The 18,619-nt window shown below is 65.4% G+C and carries 22 protein-coding genes and 1 riboswitch; of the genes, 9 read left to right on the forward strand and 13 right to left on the reverse strand.

The features are described 5' to 3' along the window. Positions 1–2: 2 nt before the first annotated feature. The gene (locus IQ24_RS12785; RefSeq protein ID WP_242008156.1) at positions 3–494 is read right to left on the reverse strand and encodes a DUF3280 domain-containing protein; all 492 of its coding nucleotides are present in this window, start codon (positions 492–494) and stop codon (positions 3–5) included. A gap of 281 nt (positions 495–775) precedes the next feature. On the opposite strand from IQ24_RS12785, the gene IQ24_RS12790 reads away from it, so the two are divergent. The 8 genes from IQ24_RS12790 (at position 776) to mobA (ending at position 7,109) form a co-directional block, all read left to right on the forward strand. Then, positions 776–1,882, forward strand: a complete 1,107-nt coding sequence (locus IQ24_RS12790) for an ABC transporter substrate-binding protein (protein WP_242008157.1) — start codon at positions 776–778, stop codon at positions 1,880–1,882. 8 nt (positions 1,883–1,890) lie between these two features. Continuing rightward, positions 1,891–2,862, forward strand: a complete 972-nt coding sequence (locus IQ24_RS12795) for a YVTN family beta-propeller repeat protein (protein WP_199756563.1) — start codon at positions 1,891–1,893, stop codon at positions 2,860–2,862. 65 nt (positions 2,863–2,927) lie between these two features. Beyond that, positions 2,928–3,410: a cupredoxin domain-containing protein gene (locus tag IQ24_RS12800; protein WP_422386276.1), complete on the forward strand. Its 483-nt coding sequence runs from the start codon at positions 2,928–2,930 to the stop codon at positions 3,408–3,410. A gap of 125 nt (positions 3,411–3,535) precedes the next feature. Continuing rightward, positions 3,536–4,258, forward strand: coding sequence for an ABC transporter ATP-binding protein (locus tag IQ24_RS12805; protein ID WP_145398413.1), 723 nt, complete (start codon positions 3,536–3,538; stop codon positions 4,256–4,258). Next, the gene (locus tag IQ24_RS12810) at positions 4,255–5,073 is read left to right on the forward strand and encodes an ABC transporter permease (RefSeq protein WP_145398414.1); all 819 of its coding nucleotides are present in this window, start codon (positions 4,255–4,257) and stop codon (positions 5,071–5,073) included. The genes IQ24_RS12805 and IQ24_RS12810 overlap by 4 nt, the downstream gene beginning before the upstream one ends. After that, entirely contained in the window at positions 5,073–5,666 is a 594-nt protein-coding gene (locus tag IQ24_RS12815; RefSeq protein ID WP_145398416.1) for a hypothetical protein, read from the forward strand. Before IQ24_RS12810 ends, IQ24_RS12815 begins: the two co-directional genes overlap by 1 nt. 107 nt (positions 5,667–5,773) lie before the next feature. Then, on the forward strand, positions 5,774–6,373 hold the full coding sequence (gene wrbA, locus IQ24_RS12820; RefSeq protein WP_145398418.1) for an NAD(P)H:quinone oxidoreductase: 600 nt from the start codon (positions 5,774–5,776) through the stop codon (positions 6,371–6,373). Positions 6,374–6,527: 154 nt separating this feature from the next. Then, positions 6,528–7,109, forward strand: a complete 582-nt coding sequence (mobA, locus tag IQ24_RS12825; protein ID WP_422386277.1) for a molybdenum cofactor guanylyltransferase MobA — start codon at positions 6,528–6,530, stop codon at positions 7,107–7,109. Here mobA and IQ24_RS12830 read toward each other — a convergent pair. The 12 genes from IQ24_RS12830 to IQ24_RS12885 all read right to left on the reverse strand — a co-directional run bounded on the left by IQ24_RS12830 (position 7,106) and on the right by IQ24_RS12885 (position 16,879). Further along, the gene (locus tag IQ24_RS12830; RefSeq protein WP_145398422.1) at positions 7,106–7,837 is read right to left on the reverse strand and encodes an ABC transporter permease; all 732 of its coding nucleotides are present in this window, start codon (positions 7,835–7,837) and stop codon (positions 7,106–7,108) included. The two genes, mobA and IQ24_RS12830, sit on opposite strands and share 4 nt — an antisense overlap. Beyond that, entirely contained in the window at positions 7,834–8,538 is a 705-nt protein-coding gene (locus IQ24_RS12835) for an ABC transporter ATP-binding protein (protein ID WP_145398423.1), read from the reverse strand. The genes IQ24_RS12830 and IQ24_RS12835 overlap by 4 nt, the downstream gene beginning before the upstream one ends. Next, the gene (locus tag IQ24_RS12840; RefSeq protein ID WP_145398425.1) at positions 8,535–9,212 is read right to left on the reverse strand and encodes a TenA family protein; all 678 of its coding nucleotides are present in this window, start codon (positions 9,210–9,212) and stop codon (positions 8,535–8,537) included. Before IQ24_RS12840 ends, IQ24_RS12835 begins: the two co-directional genes overlap by 4 nt. Then, entirely contained in the window at positions 9,209–10,159 is a 951-nt protein-coding gene (locus tag IQ24_RS12845) for an ABC transporter substrate-binding protein (protein WP_145398427.1), read from the reverse strand. Before IQ24_RS12845 ends, IQ24_RS12840 begins: the two co-directional genes overlap by 4 nt. Then, positions 10,156–11,121, reverse strand: a complete 966-nt coding sequence (locus IQ24_RS12850; RefSeq protein WP_242008161.1) for a HesA/MoeB/ThiF family protein — start codon at positions 11,119–11,121, stop codon at positions 10,156–10,158. Before IQ24_RS12850 ends, IQ24_RS12845 begins: the two co-directional genes overlap by 4 nt. Then, a complete protein-coding gene (locus IQ24_RS12855) occupies positions 11,118–11,714 on the reverse strand; it encodes a thiamine phosphate synthase (protein ID WP_145398431.1) in 597 nt (198 codons plus the stop codon). The genes IQ24_RS12850 and IQ24_RS12855 overlap by 4 nt, the downstream gene beginning before the upstream one ends. Beyond that, positions 11,711–12,475: a thiazole synthase gene (locus IQ24_RS12860; protein ID WP_145398432.1), complete on the reverse strand. Its 765-nt coding sequence runs from the start codon at positions 12,473–12,475 to the stop codon at positions 11,711–11,713. The genes IQ24_RS12855 and IQ24_RS12860 overlap by 4 nt, the downstream gene beginning before the upstream one ends. A gap of 3 nt (positions 12,476–12,478) precedes the next feature. Then, positions 12,479–12,676 (reverse strand): sulfur carrier protein ThiS, encoded by a 198-nt coding sequence (thiS, locus tag IQ24_RS12865; RefSeq protein ID WP_145398434.1) that lies wholly within the window; start codon positions 12,674–12,676, stop codon positions 12,479–12,481. Beyond that, a complete protein-coding gene (locus IQ24_RS12870; RefSeq protein ID WP_145398436.1) occupies positions 12,660–13,640 on the reverse strand; it encodes an FAD-dependent oxidoreductase in 981 nt (326 codons plus the stop codon). Before IQ24_RS12870 ends, thiS begins: the two co-directional genes overlap by 17 nt. Further along, positions 13,637–14,449, reverse strand: coding sequence for a bifunctional hydroxymethylpyrimidine kinase/phosphomethylpyrimidine kinase (thiD, locus tag IQ24_RS12875; RefSeq protein ID WP_145398437.1), 813 nt, complete (start codon positions 14,447–14,449; stop codon positions 13,637–13,639). Before thiD ends, IQ24_RS12870 begins: the two co-directional genes overlap by 4 nt. A gap of 73 nt (positions 14,450–14,522) precedes the next feature. Beyond that, positions 14,523–14,626: riboswitch (TPP riboswitch) on the reverse strand. Between the two features lie 64 nt (positions 14,627–14,690). Next, positions 14,691–15,713 carry an NAD-dependent epimerase/dehydratase family protein gene (locus IQ24_RS12880; protein ID WP_145398439.1) on the reverse strand — a complete coding sequence of 341 codons (1,023 nt, stop codon included), beginning with the start codon at positions 15,711–15,713 and terminating at the stop codon, positions 14,691–14,693. Then, entirely contained in the window at positions 15,713–16,879 is a 1,167-nt protein-coding gene (locus tag IQ24_RS12885) for a nucleotide sugar dehydrogenase (RefSeq protein ID WP_145398441.1), read from the reverse strand. Before IQ24_RS12885 ends, IQ24_RS12880 begins: the two co-directional genes overlap by 1 nt. A 172-nt stretch (positions 16,880–17,051) precedes the next feature. Here IQ24_RS12885 and IQ24_RS12890 point away from each other — a divergent pair, with 172 nt between their 5' ends. Beyond that, entirely contained in the window at positions 17,052–18,566 is a 1,515-nt protein-coding gene (locus tag IQ24_RS12890; RefSeq protein WP_145398443.1) for an aldehyde dehydrogenase (NADP(+)), read from the forward strand. The last annotated feature ends 53 nt before the right edge of the window (positions 18,567–18,619 follow it).

Below are 18,619 nucleotides of genomic sequence, written 5' to 3' on the forward strand. Positions count from 1 at the left end.
GATTATTCCTCTCGGAAGATGATGTTTTTCATAAGATAGCGATAGCCGCGGCGGAAACTGTCATCATTGTTGCCACGAATATCGACCGCCCCCGCCCGGACGTTTTTGCCCGTTTCGGCGTCGCGAACGTAAAGGTTCAGGGACAGGATCAGGTTCGACACCTTCTGCACCTCGCCCGAGATCGCATAGCGCGTGCCAAGCTCGCGCGCGATCCGGGTGTCACGGCCGTTCGAATTGACCGGGTCCTTGATCGAGGCGACTTCATCCGCAGGGGGCTCCTGCAGGGTGAACCCGCGCTCGCGCAGATCGTCGGCGATGAACTCTTCGATCATGGCGATGCGCTGGGTTTCATCCTCGCGCACGCCGTTGATCGCCCCCTCGGTCGAGGTGTCGATGAAGTGCAGCCCGAACCAGACGGCGGTGCCGGGCTCGGGTGGCGGGCCATAAACGGGGGTGATCGCTGCCGTGGCAACGGTGAACAGTGCAAGCGTCAAGATGCGCAGCAGCTTCATGGGGCCGAGGATGCGCGCGGGCGGGCCGGTCGTCCATCGGAAATTGGTATGCCTATCCTTTGGTCGCAGGGAAAATCACCCGAGTTTTTCGGGATGTTTGTCGGGTTGGCGCAGGAGATTTTCGCAGCCATGATGCAGAGGGGGGAACAAGAATGATCAATAGAATCATCATACTTTTGGCTGGATTAGCGGTTGCGACCCCGGTTTTTGCGCAAACGGCTGACCCTGCCTCCCCTCCGGCGGCAGCGCAGAAGCAGGCGCAGATGATCCGGGCCGCCGTGCTGCGTGTCGACAGGCCCGGATTGCTTCCGATCTCGCGGCTGGATCTGCCGCCGCAGGACCTGGGCTTTGCCGGTGCCCGCCTTGCAATCGATGACAACGCGACCACCGGCCGCTTCATGGGGCAGGAGTTCGAGGCACTTGAAGTGGCCGCAACACCCGAGACCGCCGAAGGCGAGATGGAGAAGCTGCTGGCGCAGGGAATTCCCTTCGTCGTGGTGCTGGCCGATGACGCGATGACGCTGCGGCTGACCGATCTGGCCAAGGATCGCGCGATCGTCCTGAACGCGGGGGCGCGCGGTGACGACCTGCGCGGCAAGGATTGCCGCTTCAATGTGCTGCACGCCGCCCCCAGCCACGCGATGCTGGCCGATGGTCTGGCGCAGTTCCTGATGTGGAAGAAATGGCCGCGCTGGTTCCTTGTGAAGGGCAGCCACCCCGAGGATGAAAACCTGGCCGAGGCCTATCGCCGCGCCGCCCGCAAATTCGGCGCCGAGATCGTCGAGGAGCGCACCTTCGAGGACACCGGCGGCGCCCGTCGCACCGACAGCGGCCATGTTCAGGTCCAACAGCAGATGCCGGTCTTTACCCAGCGGGCACCGGATTACGACGTGATGATCACCGCCGATGAGGCCGGGATCTTTGCCGCCTACATGCCCTATCAGACCTGGGACGCGCGGCTGGTAGCCGGCTCGGCCGGGCTGGTCCCGCGCTCATGGCACCCGGCGTTCGAGGCCTGGGGCGGGGTGCAGTTCCAGAACCGGTTCGAAAAGCTCGCGAACCGTTCGATGCGGGATGAGGATTACCAGACCTGGCTGGCGCTGCGCATGATCGGGGAAGCCGCGACCCGCGCCCAGACCGCCGATCCCGACAAGCTGAAAGAGTTCATGCTGTCCGACCGTTTCGAGGTCGCAGGCTTCAAGGGCCAGAAACTGACCATGCGTGACTGGGATCACCAGTTGCGCCAGCCGATCCTGCTGGCGACCGGTGCGCTGGTCGCCTCGGTCAGCCCGCAGGACCAGTATCTGCACCAAAGCTCGGCACTTGATACGCTGGGCATCGACCGTCCCGAAACCGAATGCAAGTTCTGAGGAGATCCATGAAAGCCACCCTGACTTCCTGCCTTTGCCTTGCGCTGGGCCTGACCGCGACTCCGGCCCTGGCCAACCGAGTGTTCGTTTCGAACGAAAAGGGCAATGATGTCACCGTGCTCGACAGCAATACGCTGGAGGTGATCGGGACCTATCCGGTGGGCACGCGCCCGCGCGGCATCACCATCAGCCCGGACGGGAAAGAGCTTTACGTCTGCGCCTCGGACGACGATCTGGTGCGCGTCTTCAACCCCGAGACGATGGAGGAAATGCACACGCTGCCCTCGGGTCCTGACCCTGAGCTGTTCGTGCTGCATCCCTCGGGCAACCCGCTTTACATCGCGAATGAGGATGACAACCTGGTCACCGTCGTCGATGTGAAGACCCATCAGGTGCTGGCCGAGATCCCCGTCGGGGTCGAGCCCGAGGGCATGGGCGTTAGCCCGGATGGCAAGGTGGTCATCAACACCTCGGAAACCACCAATATGGCGCATTTCATCAACTCGGAGACCTTCGAGATCTTCGCCAACGTGCTGGTCGACTCGCGCCCGCGCTTTGCCCAGTTCACTGCCGATGGCAGCAAGCTCTATGTCAGCGCCGAAATCGGCGGCACGGTCAGCGTGATCGACCCGGCGACGCAGGAAATCACCAAGAAGATCACCTTCGAGATCCCCGGCGTCCTGCCCGAAGCCATCCAGCCCGTCGGCGTGCGCACCACGCAGGACGGCAAGCGCGTCTTCGTGGCCCTTGGCCCGGCGAACCGCGTGGCGGTGATCGACGGCGAAACCGATGAGGTGCTGGAATATCTGCTGGTCGGCCAGCGGGTCTGGCAGATGGCCTTCACGCCGGACGAAAAATATCTGTTCACCACCAACGGCAACTCGAATGACGTGTCGATCATCGATGTCGCGACCCTGAAGGTCGTGAAATCGGTCCCCGTCGGGCAGCAGCCCTGGGGCGTGGTCGTGGCACCGAACTGATTAGAAAACACCCAACAGGAGAAGACTGAATGTCGATCAAGACCAGCCTGACTGCTTTTGTCGTAATGGCCGCCCTGGCGCTGCCCGCAGGCGCACAAGAAGCCGATGACGACGATGATGACGACGCCCCGGCAGCGGCGGCCGCCACGACCGAGGCTGCGGCGACCGGCGCGCAGTTCGATTACGGCCCCTCGGGCATCATGGCGCGAGCCAACCGCGCCGATCTGGCGCCGCTGACGCTGGGCTCGGGCAAGAATGTGGCTGAGGCACCCTATGACCTGAAATCGGGCGGCTATTACCGCATCAAGATCGTGTCGGACGGCTCGCAGGAGCTGGCGCTGTCGGGCGGCGACTTCTTCCGCGCCGTCTGGGTGAACGAGGTCGTGATCAACGACATCGAGATCCGCCCGATGGGCGTCCACTCGCTGGAGTTTGATGCTGCGGGCGAGGCCGAAATCAGCTTCATCGCCATCCAGCCGGGCAGCTACAGCCTGTCGATCCCCGGCTCGACCGGCGAGACGCAAAAAGCGGTGTTCAACATCCGCTGACACGGCATCGGTGGGACGGGTTTCGGCCCGTCCCGCCATCGTTTGGGCTTGATACTGCCACAGCAGTGGCGATGGTGGACCACGGGGGCCGGGCCAGAACCAGCCGGGCACCAGGGACAGGGACCATGCCGACAGACGCACTTTCCATCCAGAACGTCAGCCACAGTTTCGGCAAGTTTCAGGCGCTGAAGGATGTCTCGCTGGTGGTGCCGCGCGGCAGTTTCACCGCTTTGCTGGGGGTGAACGGCGCGGGTAAGACCACGCTTTTTTCGCTGATTACAAGGCTTTACACCAGCACCTCCGGCACCATAAAGATCGCGGGCCATGATCTGCGGCAACAGCCGGGGCAGGTGCTGGCCCGACTGGGCGTTGTGTTCCAGTCGCGCGCGCTGGATGCCGATCTGACGGTTCTGCAAAACATGATCTATCACGCCGCCTTGCACGGCATCCCCGCCCGCGAGGCCCGCATCCGCGCGGTGGAGGTGCTGGAGCAGGTCGAACTGGCCGACCGGATCGGGGCCAAGGTTTCCGCACTGTCGGGCGGTCAGCAGCGCCGGGCCGAGATTGCCCGTGCGCTGATCCATCGTCCCGACCTGCTGCTTCTGGACGAGGCGACCGTCGGCCTTGACGTCAAATCCCGCGCCGAGGTGCTGGACCTGACCCGCAAGCTGACGCAGCAGGGGGTCTCGGCGCTATGGGCCACGCATATCATGGATGAGATCCAGCCCGACGACGGGCTGGTGATCCTGCACAAGGGGCAGGTGCTGGAACAGGGCCGCGCGGGCGATATCGCGCAGGATGGCGACCTGACCGCAACCTTCCTGCGACTGACCGGAGAGCGCGCATGACCGACCGTGTGCTGACCCCGCGTATGTGGTTCACCGCCTTCTGGGGCATCGCCCGGCGCGAGACGCTGCGCTTCATCAATCAACGCGGCCGCTTTCTGGCGGCGCTGGTGCGGCCTCTGGTCTGGCTGTTTATCTTTGCCGCCGGGTTCCGCGCCGTGCTGGGTCTGTCGATCACGCCGCCCTATCAGACCTATGTGCTTTACGAGGTCTATGTGACCCCTGGCCTTTGCGCGATGATCCAGCTGTTCAACGGCATGCAATCCTCGCTTTCGATGGTCTATGACCGCGAAACTGGGGCGATGCGCACGCTTCTGGTCAGCCCGTTCCCGCGCTGGTTCCTGCTGGCATCAAAGCTGGTGGCAGGTGTCTTCGTGTCGATCCTGCAGGTCTATGCCTTCCTGGCGATCGCCTGGGCCTGGGGGATCGAGCCGCCGCTTTACGGCTATCTGACCGTGCTGCCCGCGCTGATCCTGTCGGGGATGATGCTGGGCGCGATGGGGCTGTTCCTGTCCTCGGCCATCCGCCAGCTTGAGAATTTCGCCGGGGTGATGAACTTCGTCATCTTCCCGATGTTTTTCGCCTCGACTGCGCTTTATCCGCTGTGGCGGATGCGCGAAAGCTCGACCCTTCTGCACGACATCTGTGCGGTCAACCCCTTCACCCATGCGGTGGAGTTGATCCGCTTTGCCCTTTACGGACAGTTCGATCTTCTGTCCTTTGTGGTGGTGCTGGGCTGTCTGGTGGTCTTTTTCGGCGGCGCGGTCTTCATGTACGATCCGGCCAAGGGCCTCTGGGCGCGCCGGAAGGGGGGATGATGAAATATCTTGCACTGGGTTTTCTGCTGATCGCGGGCGCCGCGCAGGCGGCGGATGGAACCGACCCCGACTGGCCCTGCGTGCAGCGCAAGCAGCCGCATCTGTCGCTGGGCCAGATGTGGACGGGACCCGAGCCTGACGACGCCATCCGCGAACTGGCCCGCTCGACCGAGGTCGTGCATCTGGCCGAGCGGCTGGAACAGCGCCGCCTGCCCATCGCCGAAGCTGAGGCCGAGATTGCCGAATACGCCAAGACCGCCGACAATGCGCATCTGACCGCGCTGATGGTCGCGATCTTCGACCGTATCGACCCGCATCGCACGGCGCTGATCTCGGGCATCGGGCGCTATGGGCACAAGCAGGTCGATCTGGCCAAGCAGATCGAGGACCGCCGCGCCAAAATGGCCGAGATGGAGAAAGCCGAGACCCCCGATTTCGACGCCATCGACGCCGAGGAAAAGGCGCTGGACTGGGACACGCGCATCTTTCAGGACCGCCAGCAGGCGCTGACCTATGTCTGTGAAACGCCGGTTCTGCTGGAGCAGCGCGCCTTTGCGCTGGGCCGAGCCATCGCGGCGGGGGTGAAGCCCTAGCGTTCGGAATCTTCGAACGCGGCGACAGTCAATGCAGGGCTGATGAAACCGGCTGACCTCGAATACGTTCATTGCACAGGAATTAACGCACTCGGGGAAATACGCAGATGACCAAAGTTCTGGTTCTTTACTACTCGGCTTACGGCCACATCGAACAAATGGCGGAAGCGGTGGCCGAAGGCGCCCGTGAAGCTGGTGCCACCGTCGACATCAAACGCGTCCCGGAACTGGTTCCGGAAGAGATCGCCCGCAAGTCCTACTACAAGATGGACCAGAAAGCTCCGATCGCGACCATTGCCGATCTGGAAAACTATGATGCCATCGTCATCGGCACCGGCACCCGTTTTGGCCGCATGACCGGCCAGATGTCGAACTTCCTTGATCAGGCAGGCGGCCTTTGGGCCCGCGGCGCGCTGAACGGCAAGGTGGGCGCGGCCTTCACCTCGACTGCGACCCAGCACGGCGGTCAGGAAACCACGCTCTTCTCGATCATCACCAACATGCTGCACTTCGGCATGACCATCGTCGGCCTCGACTATGGCTTCCAGGGCCAGATGGACAACTCGAAGATTGTCGGCGGCGCACCCTATGGCGCAACGACCATCGCCAATGGCGACGGCTCGCGTCAGCCGGGCGAGGAAGAACTGGACGGCGCCCGCTATCTGGGCCGCCGCGTGGCGAACACTGCCGCGAAGCTCTTCGCCTGATCCGCGAAAATTCGGAAAAAGGGGGTGCATGCGTCCGCATGCGCCCCTTCTTTCATGGGGCTGGCCTTTTTGTCATGCGGGCGTCACAGTTGGGTGACCGAAGCCACTGACGGAGAGCATCCTGCGCCCGACCCTGTCCCAGATCCCCGCCGTCATTCTGGCCGGAGGCCGCTCGACCCGTATGGGTGGCGGCAACAAGGCGCTTCGGCTTCTGGGCGGAGAGACGCTGCTGTCGCGGGTGATCACCCGGTTGCGTGACCAATGTGCCCCGCTGGCGCTGAACACGAACACTGACCCCGAGCTGTTCACCGATTACGATCTGCCCATCATTTCAGATACCTACCCCGGTTTTGCCGGTCCGTTGGCAGGCGTTCTGGCGGCGATGGAATGGGCGCAATCGCTGGGGATGCCTGCCGTTGTCACGGTCTCTGTCGACACGCCCTTCGTACCCTTGGATCTTGTGCACCGGCTGCGCGAGGCGGCGGGCAGGCATGGCATCGCGCTGGCCGCCAGCCCGGATGAGACGGGACGTGTGCAGGATCACCCGACCTGCGGGCTGTGGCCTGTGGCCTTGCGCGACGATCTTTACGCCGCCATCGAAAGCGGGCTTCTGCGTCCGGGCATGTATGCGGCGGCCCATGATCCGGGCCGGGCGATCTTCACCAGCCAGCCCTTTGACCCGTTCATCAACCTGAACACCCCCGCCGATCTGGTCGGGGCCGAGCGTCTGGTCTAGACCCCGTAGCGCCGCCAGACCCGGCGCAGGATGGCTGAGACCAGCCAGGCGAAGGTCACCGTCATCAGCGACAGCACCAGCAGCGAGGCGAAGACCTGATCGGTCTTCATCCGGCCATTCGCATGGATCATCAGCGCCCCAAGTCCGCGCGCGCCGCCGACCCATTCGCCGATGACCGCGCCAATGGGCGCATAGACCGCTGCCAGACGCAGGCCGGTTGCCAGTTGCGGCAGGGCGGCGGGAATGCGCAGGTGCCGCATGATCCGGCCTCGGCTGGCGCCCATGACCTGCGCCAGATCCATCGCGGCGGCGGGCGTGCGCATCAGCCCGTCCGAAAAGGCGCTGGCCACCGGGAAGAAGACGATCAGCACCGTCATCGCGATCTTGGGCAGCATGCCGAAGCCCAGCCATAGCGTCAGGATCGGGGCCAGCGCAAAGACCGGAATGGTCTGGCTGAAGGTCAGAAGCGGGCGCAAGACCCGGCTGATGCGCGGCGAATAACCCATGGCGACCGCCAGCCCCGCCCCAAGGGCCGAGCCGAGCAGGAAGCCGATCACCACCTCGGACAGGGTGAACCCCGCGTGGCGCAGAATCTCGGCGCGGTTGAGCCACAGCGCCTCGACTACGGCCTGGGGTGAGGGCAGCAGGAAGGGCGGGATCGCGGTCAGCCAGATGACGCCTTGCCAGATCAGCAGCGCCAGCAGCAGGACGGGAAGAATATGTCTCATGCCAGCATCCTGCGCATCAATTCGGCCTGCATTTGCAGGACTTCCGGCGCGTCATAGGGGCGCGCCATGCCGGGGGCGCGGGGCAGGGTGACCGGCTGCGCCTCAAGCCCGCGTTCGGTCAGCAGCAGGATTTCATCGCCCAGTCGTGCGGCCTCGGGCGGGTCATGCGTGACCAGCAGCACCGTGCGATCCGCCAGCAGGCGGGCCGCCAGATCCTGCATCCCGGCGCGGGTGCGGGCATCCAGCGCCGAGAAGGGCTCGTCCAGCAGGACCATGGCCCGATCCTCGAAGAGCGTGCGCGCCAGCGCGACCCGCTGGCGCTGCCCCCCCGACAGGCGGTCGGGCATATGGCCCGCGCGGTCGGCAAGGCCCACCGCCGCGATCAGTTCGGCGGCGCGCGCCAGATCGGGCGTCTCGCCCCGCAGCCGCGCGCCCAGTGTCACATTGCCAGTGATGTCGAGCCATGGGATCAGCCCCGGGTCCTGCGCCATCAGCGCAACCGGCAGGTCACATTCCACAAGACCTTCGAAGCGCACGCCGGTCTCAAGCCCCGCCAGCAGGCGCAGGACCGTCGACTTGCCAACGCCCGAGGGCCCAAGCAGGCAGTTCCAGTCCCCCGCCTCAAGCTGCAGGTCGATGGGGGCGAACAGCGGCTCGTCCCCCACCCAGGCCTGACCCGAAACGCGCGCAACGACGGTCATTCGCGACCAAGCCCCCAGAAACCGACCTCAAGCCGTGTTGCCATGGTGAAGCGCTTGGACAGTTCGGTCCAGCGCGGCGTGGCCTCGGGGTGATCGCCCAGCCGACGGGCGACGGCGCTGTCGAGCAGCTGCCCGACCTCGACGCAGCTGGCCTGATAGGCCTCGCCCGCATAGGTGGCGATCCATTCGGCATAGGGATTGTCGGGCGCGCTCTCTTTCGCCAGCCGCAGACCGATCTCGCCATATCCCAGCACACAGGGCGCAAGCGCCGCCAGCAGGTCAAGAAAATCGCCCGAGAGGCCCGAATCCAGCACATAGCGGGTATAGGCGACGTTCGGCACGGCCTCTTCCACCTCGGCCAAAGCCTCGGGCGTCAGCCCGGCCTTGGCGCAAACCTCGGTGTGCAGGGCGCCCAGTTCGGTCTGCAGCAGCGTGTCGACGGTGCGCGAACAGGCCTGCATTTCCTCCAGCGTGCCCGCCTTCACGACGGCGAAGGCCCAGGCGCGGCAGAAGTTGATCAGGAACATATAGTCCTGCACGAGGTAGTTCATGAAGGCGGGCTGGGGCAGGGTGCCCAGCCGGATGCCTTCGACAAACTCATGACGCGTATAGTCGTGCCATTCCTGACCGGCGGCCTCGCGCCATTCGGTGAAGCATTTGCCGTAATTCGTCATTCCGTCGCCTCCTCGGCACCCGGGTCGATGGCCAGCGCCGAGACGGGCAGGACCTTGTCGACCAAACCGGCCTCATGCAGGAAGGTCTCGAACCGGGCATAGCGGCCATGGTCCAGCGCCGCCGGGCTTTGCGAAAAGCGGGGCAGGGTGTCTTTCCAGGCCTGGGTGTTCAACTCATCCTTCAGGTCGGGCGCGGTGGCCGAGAAGACCTCCCAAGCGTCATCGGGATGGTTCACGCTGTATTGCGCGCCGCGTTCAACGGCGGACAGGAAGCGCGTGATCACATCGCGGTTCAGCTTGTCGGAATTGGCGACGAAGATCAGCTCATCATAGGTCGGCACGCCCTGTTCCTCGACGAACAGGCATTTGCCCTCGGCTCCTTCGATGCGCATCTGCGTCAGTTCGAAGTTGCGATAGCCGCCGATGGTGGCATCGACTTGCCCGGTGATCAGCGCCGGCCCCAATGAGAAGTTGACGTTGATCATCTCGACATCATCCGGCGTCAGGCCCGCCTTGTTCAGCATCGCCGTCACCAGCGCGCTTTCCACGCCCGAGACGGAATAGCCGATCTTCTTGCCCTTCAGATCCGCGACCTCTTGCACGGGGCCATCGGCGCGCACCATCAGGCAGTTCAGCGGCGTTGCGACCAGCGTGCCGACGCGGGTCAGCGGCAGGCCCTCATGCACCTGCAGATGCAGTTGCGGCTGATACGAGACCGCCAGATCGGCCTTGCCCGCCGCGACCAGTTTCGGCGGATCGGCCGGGTCGGCGGGGGCGACGATCTCGACCTCAAGCCCGGCGTCCTTGAAGAAGCCCTTTTCCTGCGCGACGATGATCGGGCCGTGATCGGGGTTCACGAACCAGTCCAGCATCAGCGTGACCTTGTCTTCCGCAAGCGCCGGTTGGGCCAGGAATGCCGCAAAGGCAGCGATGGCAAGGGGTTTCATTCGTCGTCTCCTCCAAGAGCCAAAAGGGTGATTTCGCCATTCCAGCGATGGGCCAGCCGGTCAGCCGCGCGCCATGCGCGCAGGCCCGAGCGGCAGGCCAGAACTGCCCGCTGCCCGTCATCGGGCAGGGGGCCGGTTGTTCCATATTCGGGCATGCGCAAGGCGTCCGGGGTGGCCTTGCGCGGCGCCTCGGTTTCCGGGCGCAGGTCGATGACCAGATCGCCCGCGCGCAGATCTTCGCGCGCGATGAAGCGGGGTCCGTCCGCCTCGGGGGCGGTGTCAAAGCGGAATTGCGTGAGGCGCAGCCCCGCATCCAGCCGGATGAATTGCCCCAGCGGAGAGGGCTGCAGCTCCAGCAGCACCGACAGCGCCATCTGCGCCTGCATGCAGCCCAGCATGCCGACGACCGGGCCCAGCACGCCTGCCGTGGCGCAGGTCTGGCCGCTGTCGGGCGGGTCGGGAAACAGCGCCCGCAGGCTGGGCGCACCGCCGCAAAAACCGCCGACATAGCCCTGCATCCCCAGGGCCGAGGCGGAAATCAGCGGCACATCGGCCTGAAGGCAGGCATCCGACAGCGTATAGCTGGCCGCATAGCTGTCAGCGCAATCCAGCACGATATCGGCATCCGCCACCAGCGCGGGCGCATTCGCGGGCGTCAGCCGGTCGACCAGCGCGGTGACCTGAACCTCGGGGTTGAGGCGCGCCACGGCCTGCATGGCCGCCTGCACCTTGGGCTGGCCGATGTCCTTCATGCGGTACATCGGCTGGCGGTGCAGGTTGGTTTCCTCGACCAGATCGGGGTCGATCAGGGTGATCTGGCCAATGCCCGCGCCCGCCAGATATTGCAACGCGGGCACGCCCAGACCGCCCGCGCCGACCACCAGCACCCGGGCCAGCGCCAGCCGGTTCTGCCCCTCGGGGCAGACCTCGGGCAGGATCATCTGGCGGGCATAGCGGCTCATGCGGTGACCTGCAGCCATTCGCGGATGCGCCCCTCGGGGTCGGCATTCAGCGTGATGTCGGTCACGGCCGAGGCGATGTCGGCACCTGCCGCAAAAGCCTCACGCGCGCGGTCCGGGGTGACGCCGCCAATGGCGACCAGAGGCGTCGTGCCGACCAGCTTGCGCCATTCGGTCACGCGCTCCAGCCCCTGCTGTTCCCATTTCATCTTCTTCAGGATCGTCGGCCAGACCGGGCCGAGCGCCACGTAATCGGGGGCCAGCGCCATCGCGCGGTCCAGTTCCGCATGGTCATGGGTCGAGACACCCAGCCGGATCCCGGCCTTGCGGATCGCGGGAATGTCGGCGCTGTCCAGATCCTCTTGCCCCAGATGGATGAAATCGCAGCCCAGCTCGATCGCGAGTTGCCAATAGTCGTTCACGACCAGCGTCGCGCCATGCTGACGGCAGAGGTCGCGGCTGCGGATCAGTTCTTCGCGAAGCTGCGCCTCGGGCAGGTCCTTGGCGCGGATCTGCACCAGCTTGACGCCCAAAGGCAGGGCGCGCGCGATCCAGTCGGCGCTGTCGAAGATCGGATAGAAGCGGGGCAGGGTCATCCCAGAACGGCCTTTCCAAAGACGGGGGTCGAGGGCGCGGCCATGTCGCGGGCCTCGATGGGGGTGGCGGCATAGGCGAATTGCCCGGCCTGAATGGCCATGGCCATGGCGCGGGCCATGGCGACCGGATCGCCTGCCTTCGCGACGGCGGTGTTCAGCAGCACGGCGTCGAAGCCCAGCTCCATCGCCTGCGCGGCATGGCTGGGCAGGCCGATGCCCGCATCGACGACCAGCGGCACATCCGGGAAATGCGCCCGGACCGAACGCAGCCCATAGGGGTTGTTCAGCCCCCGGCCCGAGCCGATGGGCGCGCCCCAGGGCATCAGCACCTCGCAGCCCGCGTCCAGCAGGCGACCGCAGACCGACAGATCCTCGGTGCAATAGGGGAAGACCTGAAAGCCGTCGTCCGACAGGATCTTCGCGGCCTCGACCAGTGCGATCACATCGGGGCACAGGGTGTCGTCGTCGCGGATGACCTCCAGCTTGATCCAGGGGGTGTCGAAGACCTCGCGTGCCATCTGGGCGGTGGTTACCGCCTCGCGGACCGAGTGGCAGCCTGCAGTGTTCGGCAGGACGGCGACGTTCAGGTCCTTGATGAGGCGGTGGAAATCCTGCCCCTGCCCACCTTCGCGGCGCAGCGAGACGGTGGCGATCCCCGCCTGCGAGGCGCGGAAAGCGTCCGCCATGATCGCGGGCGAGGGGTAAAGCGCCGTCCCCAGCATCAGGGCGCTGTCGATTTCGGTTCCGTAAAAGACCGGCATCGGTCAGCCCCCCTGCATCGGTGCGACGACTTCCAGCGCGTCGCCGTCTTTCAGCGCGGTCCCGGCGCGGCTGGCGGCGGGCAGGAAGTCACCATTCAGCGCGGTCGCGACGCGCGCCTCGCCCAGCCCGATCTGGGCCAGCGCGTCCTGCACAGAGGGGCCGTCCAGTTCGCGGATCTCTCCGTTAAGCGTGATTTTCATCCATGAACTCCGGTGTCTGGCCTGTTTGCAGATGGTCGGCGGCCATGCGGGCCACGGCGGGGGCCAGAAGATAGCCGTGGCGGTAAAGGCCGTTTGCGAAAAGCGTGCTGCCGCGACGGCGCAGCCGGGGCAGGTTGTCAGGGAAGGCGGGGCGGGCGTCTGCGCCCAGTTCCAGGATCTCGGCCTCGGCAAAGGCCGGGTGCAGCGCATAGGCCGAGGACAGGATCTCGACCGCCGCGCGCGCGGTCACATGGGTCCGCGCGCCGGATTCCAGCATGGTCGCGCCCAGCATATAGACGCCCTCGCCACGCGGCACGACGTAAAGCGGGATGCGCGGATGCAGCAGGCGGACGGTGCGGGTCAGGTTCACCTCGGGGCAGCGAATGACCATCATCTCACCCCGGACGCCGCGCAGATCGGTCAGCTGGTCGCGGGCCGAAAGGCCGCGCGCGTCGACGGTCAGGCCGGGGGCCTCGCCCTCGGGCAGGAATTCGACGCCACGCTCCTTCAGGCGCTGGCGCAGGGCGGCCAGCGATTTGCGCGGGTCCAGATGCGCCTCGGATTCATAGTAAAGGCCGCGCGTCATCCGGCCCGCCAGATCGGGCTCCAGCGCGCCAATCTGGTCGCCGTCCAGCAGCTGGTGATGGGTGGTCAGCCGGGCGAAACGGTCAAGCTCGGTCCGGTCGCGCGACATGGCCAGCACCAGCGTGCCGCGCCGGGTGACGGGCGCGCCATTGGCTTCCCACCAGTCGGCGGCATCAAGGCCAAGGCGGACGACGACAGGTTCGGCGCTTTCGCTTTCGCAATGCGGCGCCAGCATACCGCCCGCCCACCAGCTGCAGGCCTGCGGGCCGGGGCCAAGCGCCGGGTCGATGATGCGGACCGGCAAGCCGCGATTGGCAAGCTCGGTCGCGATGGTCAGGCCCATGACGCCTGCGCCGCGAATGGTGATGGTCTGGGTCATGCGCTGGGCCAGATTTCGTGGAAATGGTGGACGGGGCCGTGGCCCTGACCAACGCGCAGCCGGTCAGCGGCGCGGATCGCGCCCTGCAGCCATTCATGCGCGCGGGTAACGGCGTCGGGCACGGTCATGCCGCGCGCCAGCCCAGCTGCCACGGCCGAGGACATCGAGCAGCCGGTGCCATGCGTGTTCGCCGTCTGCTGGCGCGGGGCGGAAAGGGTCAGCGGCTGCGGGCCGACCAGCAGGTCGGTGCAGACCTCTCCCCGGCCATGCCCACCCTTCATCAGGACGTGGCGCGCGCCCAGCCGGATCAGCAACTCGCCCTGCCGGGCCATGTCATCGGCCCCGTCGGCCTCGGGTTCATCCAGAAGCCGTGCGGCCTCGGGCAGGTTGGGGGTCAGGACGGTCGCGAGCGGGATCAGCCGTTCCTTCAGCGCGGCGATCGCCTCGCCCGGCAGCAGGTCGTCGCCGGATTTCGCGATCATCACCGGGTCGAGGACCACCGGGATCTCGGGGCGCAGATGCAGGGCCAGCCGGTCGGCGACGGCGGCGATGGTGTCAGGGCCGCCCACCATGCCGATCTTGACCGCGCGAATGTCCAGATCATCGAAGACTGCATCGATCTGGGCCGCGACCATCTGGGGCGAGACGCCCTCGACCGCGGCAACGGTGCGGGTGTTCTGGGCGGTAATGGCCGTCAGGACGCTGGCCCCGAAGATGCCAAGCGCCGAGAATACCTTCAGATCGGCCTGAATCCCCGCGCCTCCGCCACTGTCCGAGCCGGCGATGGTCAATGCGATCGGAGCCTGCATCCTGTGCCTTTCTTGGTCCGGGGTCGGGGACGAGGAAAGGTGGCTGCGTGTGCGGAAATGGGGCTGGTGCCGGCCGCGACGCTCTACCCTTCCCTACGCCGGTATGATCCGGATCAGGTTCGATGGGTCGGTGCCTGGCACCTCTCAGCTCTGTAAAGAGCACCCCAAGTGTATGAGTTGGCGTGAACCTAGGCTTTCGGTCGTAGCGATGCAAGCCCCGGTGCGGGGCCGGTGACTTCTGTCAGCCCTGCTGGCGGTAATAGCTGCGGAACCATTCGACATAGCTTTGCACGCCGTCGCGAATGTCGGTCTGCGGCGCATAGCCGGTCAGGCGTTGCAGCAGCGTGGTATCGGCCCAGGTGGCGGGCACATCGCCGGGCTGCATCGGCAGCATCTGGCGGATCGCCTTGCGGCCGGTGGCGTCCTCGATCGCGGCGATGAAATCCAGAAGCTGCACCGGGCTGCCATTGCCGATATTGACCACGCGCCAGGGGGCGACGGGGGAGAGGCTGTCCTCGGGTCCGATCGACGCGCCTGCGGTGGGCGGCTTCGGGATCAACAGGCCAATGGCGCGGACCAGATCGCCCACATAGGTGAAATCGCGGCGCATGTCGCCGTGGTTGAAGATCTTGATGGGCTCGCCTTGCAGGATCGCATGGGTGAACAGATAGGGCGCCATGTCGGGCCGTCCCCATGGGCCATAGACGGTGAAGAAGCGGAACATCGTCACCGGCAGGCCGAAGAGATGCGCATAGGAATGCGCCATCGCCTCGGTCGATTTTTTCGAGGCGGCATAGAAGGACATCTGGCTGTCGGCCTTGTCCGTCTCGCGATAGGGCATTTCCGTGTTCGCGCCATAGACCGAGCTGGTCGAGGCCAGAAGCAGATGCTGTGGCGGAAAGGCGCGCGCCGCCTCCAGCAGTTCGAACGTGCCAAGGATGTTCGACTGCACATAGGCGCGGGGATTGTCGATGGAAAACCGCACCCCCGCCTGCGCCGCCAGATGCACGACGGCGTCGGGGCGATGGGTCTGAAACAGCTCCATCAGCACGCCCGGATCCTCGACGCGGGCGCGAACCGGCTGAAATTCTGGGAAATTCAGCAGCCTTGTTTCACGTGCAACCTTCAGCCCGGGGTCGTAATAGCTGTCATGCGCGTCAAGCCCGATGACGCGGTGACCCTGCTCCAACAGCAGCGCCGCCAGATGCGAGCCGATGAACCCGGCCGCGCCGGTGATGAGAACGGTTTTCGCTTGATCGGCCATCAGTCCACCGCAAAAAGGTCACGCGTCATCACCTTCTCGGTGACATCATCAAGGTCGCCGGACATGCGATTGGCGATGATCAGGTCGGATTGCGCCTTGAATTCGGCCAGATCGTTCACCACCCGGCTGTTGAAGAAATCGGAGCTCTCCAAAACCGGTTCATAGACGATGCACTCGATCCCCTTGGCCTTGATGCGCTTCATGATGCCCTGGATCGAGCTGTCGCGGAAATTGTCCGATCCGGCCTTCATCACCAGCCGATAGACGCCGACGCGCCGGGGTTTGCGCGCGATGATCTGGTCGGCAATGAAATCCTTGCGGGTGCGGTTCGATTCGACGATGGCCTGTATCAGGCTTTGCGGCACGTCGTTGTAATTGGCCAGCAGCTGCTTGGTGTCCTTGGGCAGGCAATAGCCGCCATAGCCGAACGAGGGGTTGTTGTAGTGATCCCCGATGCGCGGGTCGAGGCAAACACCCTCGATGATCTCGCGCGTGTTCAGGTGGCGCGCCACGGCATAACTGTCGAGTTCGTTGAAATACGCGACGCGCATTGCAAGATAGGTGTTCGAGAACAGCTTGATCGCCTCGGCCTCGGTCGGGCCGGTGAAAAGGACGGGCATGTCCTTGCGGATCGCGGCCTCGGTCAGCAGGCTGGCGAAGCGCTGCCCTTCGGGCCCCTGATCGCCGACGACGATGCGCGAGGGGTAAAGGTTGTCGTAAAGCGCGCGGCCTTCGCGCAGGAACTCGGGCGAGAAGAAGATGCCGTCATAGCCATAGGTCTCGCGCAGCTCTTCGGTGCAGCCGACCGGGATCGTCGATTTGATGACGATCTGCGCGTCGGGCGCGAACTGGCGTGCCTGCTCGACGATCTGGGCGACGCTGGAGATGTCGAAGCGGTGGGTGCGGGTGTCGTAATTCGTCGGCGTGGCGATGATGACGAAGGCAGCCCCCTCCAGCGCCTCGGCCGCCTCGGTCGTGGTCGTCAGGTCCAGCGTTCGGGTCTGAAGCCAGTCCTGCAGCTCGGCATCTTCTAGGGGAGAGGTGCGGCGGTTGATCATCTCGACCCGCGCGCGGTTGATGTCGAGGGCCATCACCCGATTGTGCTGGGACAACAGGACCGCCAGCGACAGGCCCACATAACCCAGCCCAACTACTGCTATTTTCATGGCGCGTTCGCCTTTACTTGTTGTTATGCGGATTTATGCATCACCGCAGGGGCGGAACAAGCCGCCTTGTTCCACATGCCGGAAAAGTGCAGTTTCAGGGCGCAGGAAGTATTATACTTCAAGTCGACATGGCTTAAAGCGAAGACGAGCGACAGTTGGAGAGGACCACGACATGACCTTTACCCCCCATGGCAAGCACCTGATCGCGGGTGAATGGGTCGATGGAGCGACGCATTTCCAGTCCGAGCCTGCGCATGGCCCGGCCCATCAGTTCAGTGTCGGCACCGTCGATCTGGTCGACCGCGCCTGTCAGGCGGCCGAGGAGGCGTTCTGGACCTATGGCTATACGACGCGCGAACAGCGGGCGCGTTTTCTGGAGGTCATCGCCGATGAAATCGACGCGCGGGCCGAGGCGGTCACCGAAATCGGCAGTCAGGAAACCGGCCTGCCCGAAGGTCGTCTGCAGGGGGAACGCGGTCGCACCATCGGCCAGCTTCGCCTGTTCGCCGATCACATCCGCAAGGGCGACTATCTGGATCGCCGCCACGACCCGGCGCAGCCCGACCGTCAGCCCGCGCCGCGTCCCGACATCCGCATGGTCGAGCGTCCCGTCGGCCCGGTCGTGGTCTTTGGTGCATCGAACTTTCCGCTGGCCTTCTCGACCGCGGGTGGGGACACGGCTGCCGCGCTGGCAGCAGGCTGCCCCGTCGTGGTGCGCGGCCATGCGGCGCACCCGGGGACGGGCGAGATCATTGCCGAGGCGATTTTCGCCGCCATCGGAAAGACCGGCATGCCGAAGGGCGTTTTCAGCCTGATCCAGGGCGGCGACAATCAGGTCGGCGCGGCGCTGGTCCAGCATCCGCTGATCAAGGCGGTGGGCTTCACCGGCTCGCTGGGTGGTGGTCGCGCGCTCTTTGATCTTTGCGCCCAACGCCCCGAGCCGATCCCGTTCTTTGGCGAGCTGGGCTCAGTCAACCCGATGTTCCTGCTGCCCGAGGCGATGAAGGCGCGGGCCGAGGATCTGGGCAAGGGCTGGGCCGGTTCGCTGACCATGGGCGCGGGGCAGTTCTGCACCAATCCCGGCATCTCGGTCGTGCTGGATGGCGCGGATGCCGACCGCTACACCGCCGCCGCGAAAGCCGCGCTGGAGGCTGTGGGTCCGCAGACCATGCTGACCAACGGCATCGCCAAGGCCTATCAGAACGGCAAGGCCCGCTTTGACGCGCGCAATTCGGTCAAGCCGGTCTACACGACCGAATCGACCGGGCGTCAGGCCAGCCCGAACGTCTATGAGACGACCGGTGCCAATTATCTGCAGGACCACAGCCTTGGCGAAGAGGTCTTCGGCCCGCTGGGGCTGATCGTCCGCGTCGGCTCGGTCGATGAAATGGTGGCACTGGCCAAGGGGTTCGAGGGGCAGCTGACCACGACCATCCACATGGACGAGGGCGATCTGGGCGACGCGCAGCGCCTGCTGCCGGTGCTGGAGCGCAAGGCGGGCCGGGTGCTGGTGAACGGCTTCCCGACCGGCGTCGAGGTCGTCGACGCGATGGTCCATGGCGGTCCCTATCCGGCCTCGACCAATTTCGGCGCGACCTCGGTCGGTACGCTTGCGATCCGCCGCTTCCTGCGCCCGGTCAGCTATCAGAACCTGCCGCAGGGCCTCATGCCCGAAGATCTGCGCTAGGCGCGGAGGAAAGTCTGGCGGACGCCCCCAAGCCGGGCGTCCGCTTCCCTGAA

This window comes from Paracoccus sulfuroxidans (assembly GCF_007830335.1).
Lineage (GTDB): Bacteria > Pseudomonadota > Alphaproteobacteria > Rhodobacterales > Rhodobacteraceae > Paracoccus > Paracoccus sulfuroxidans.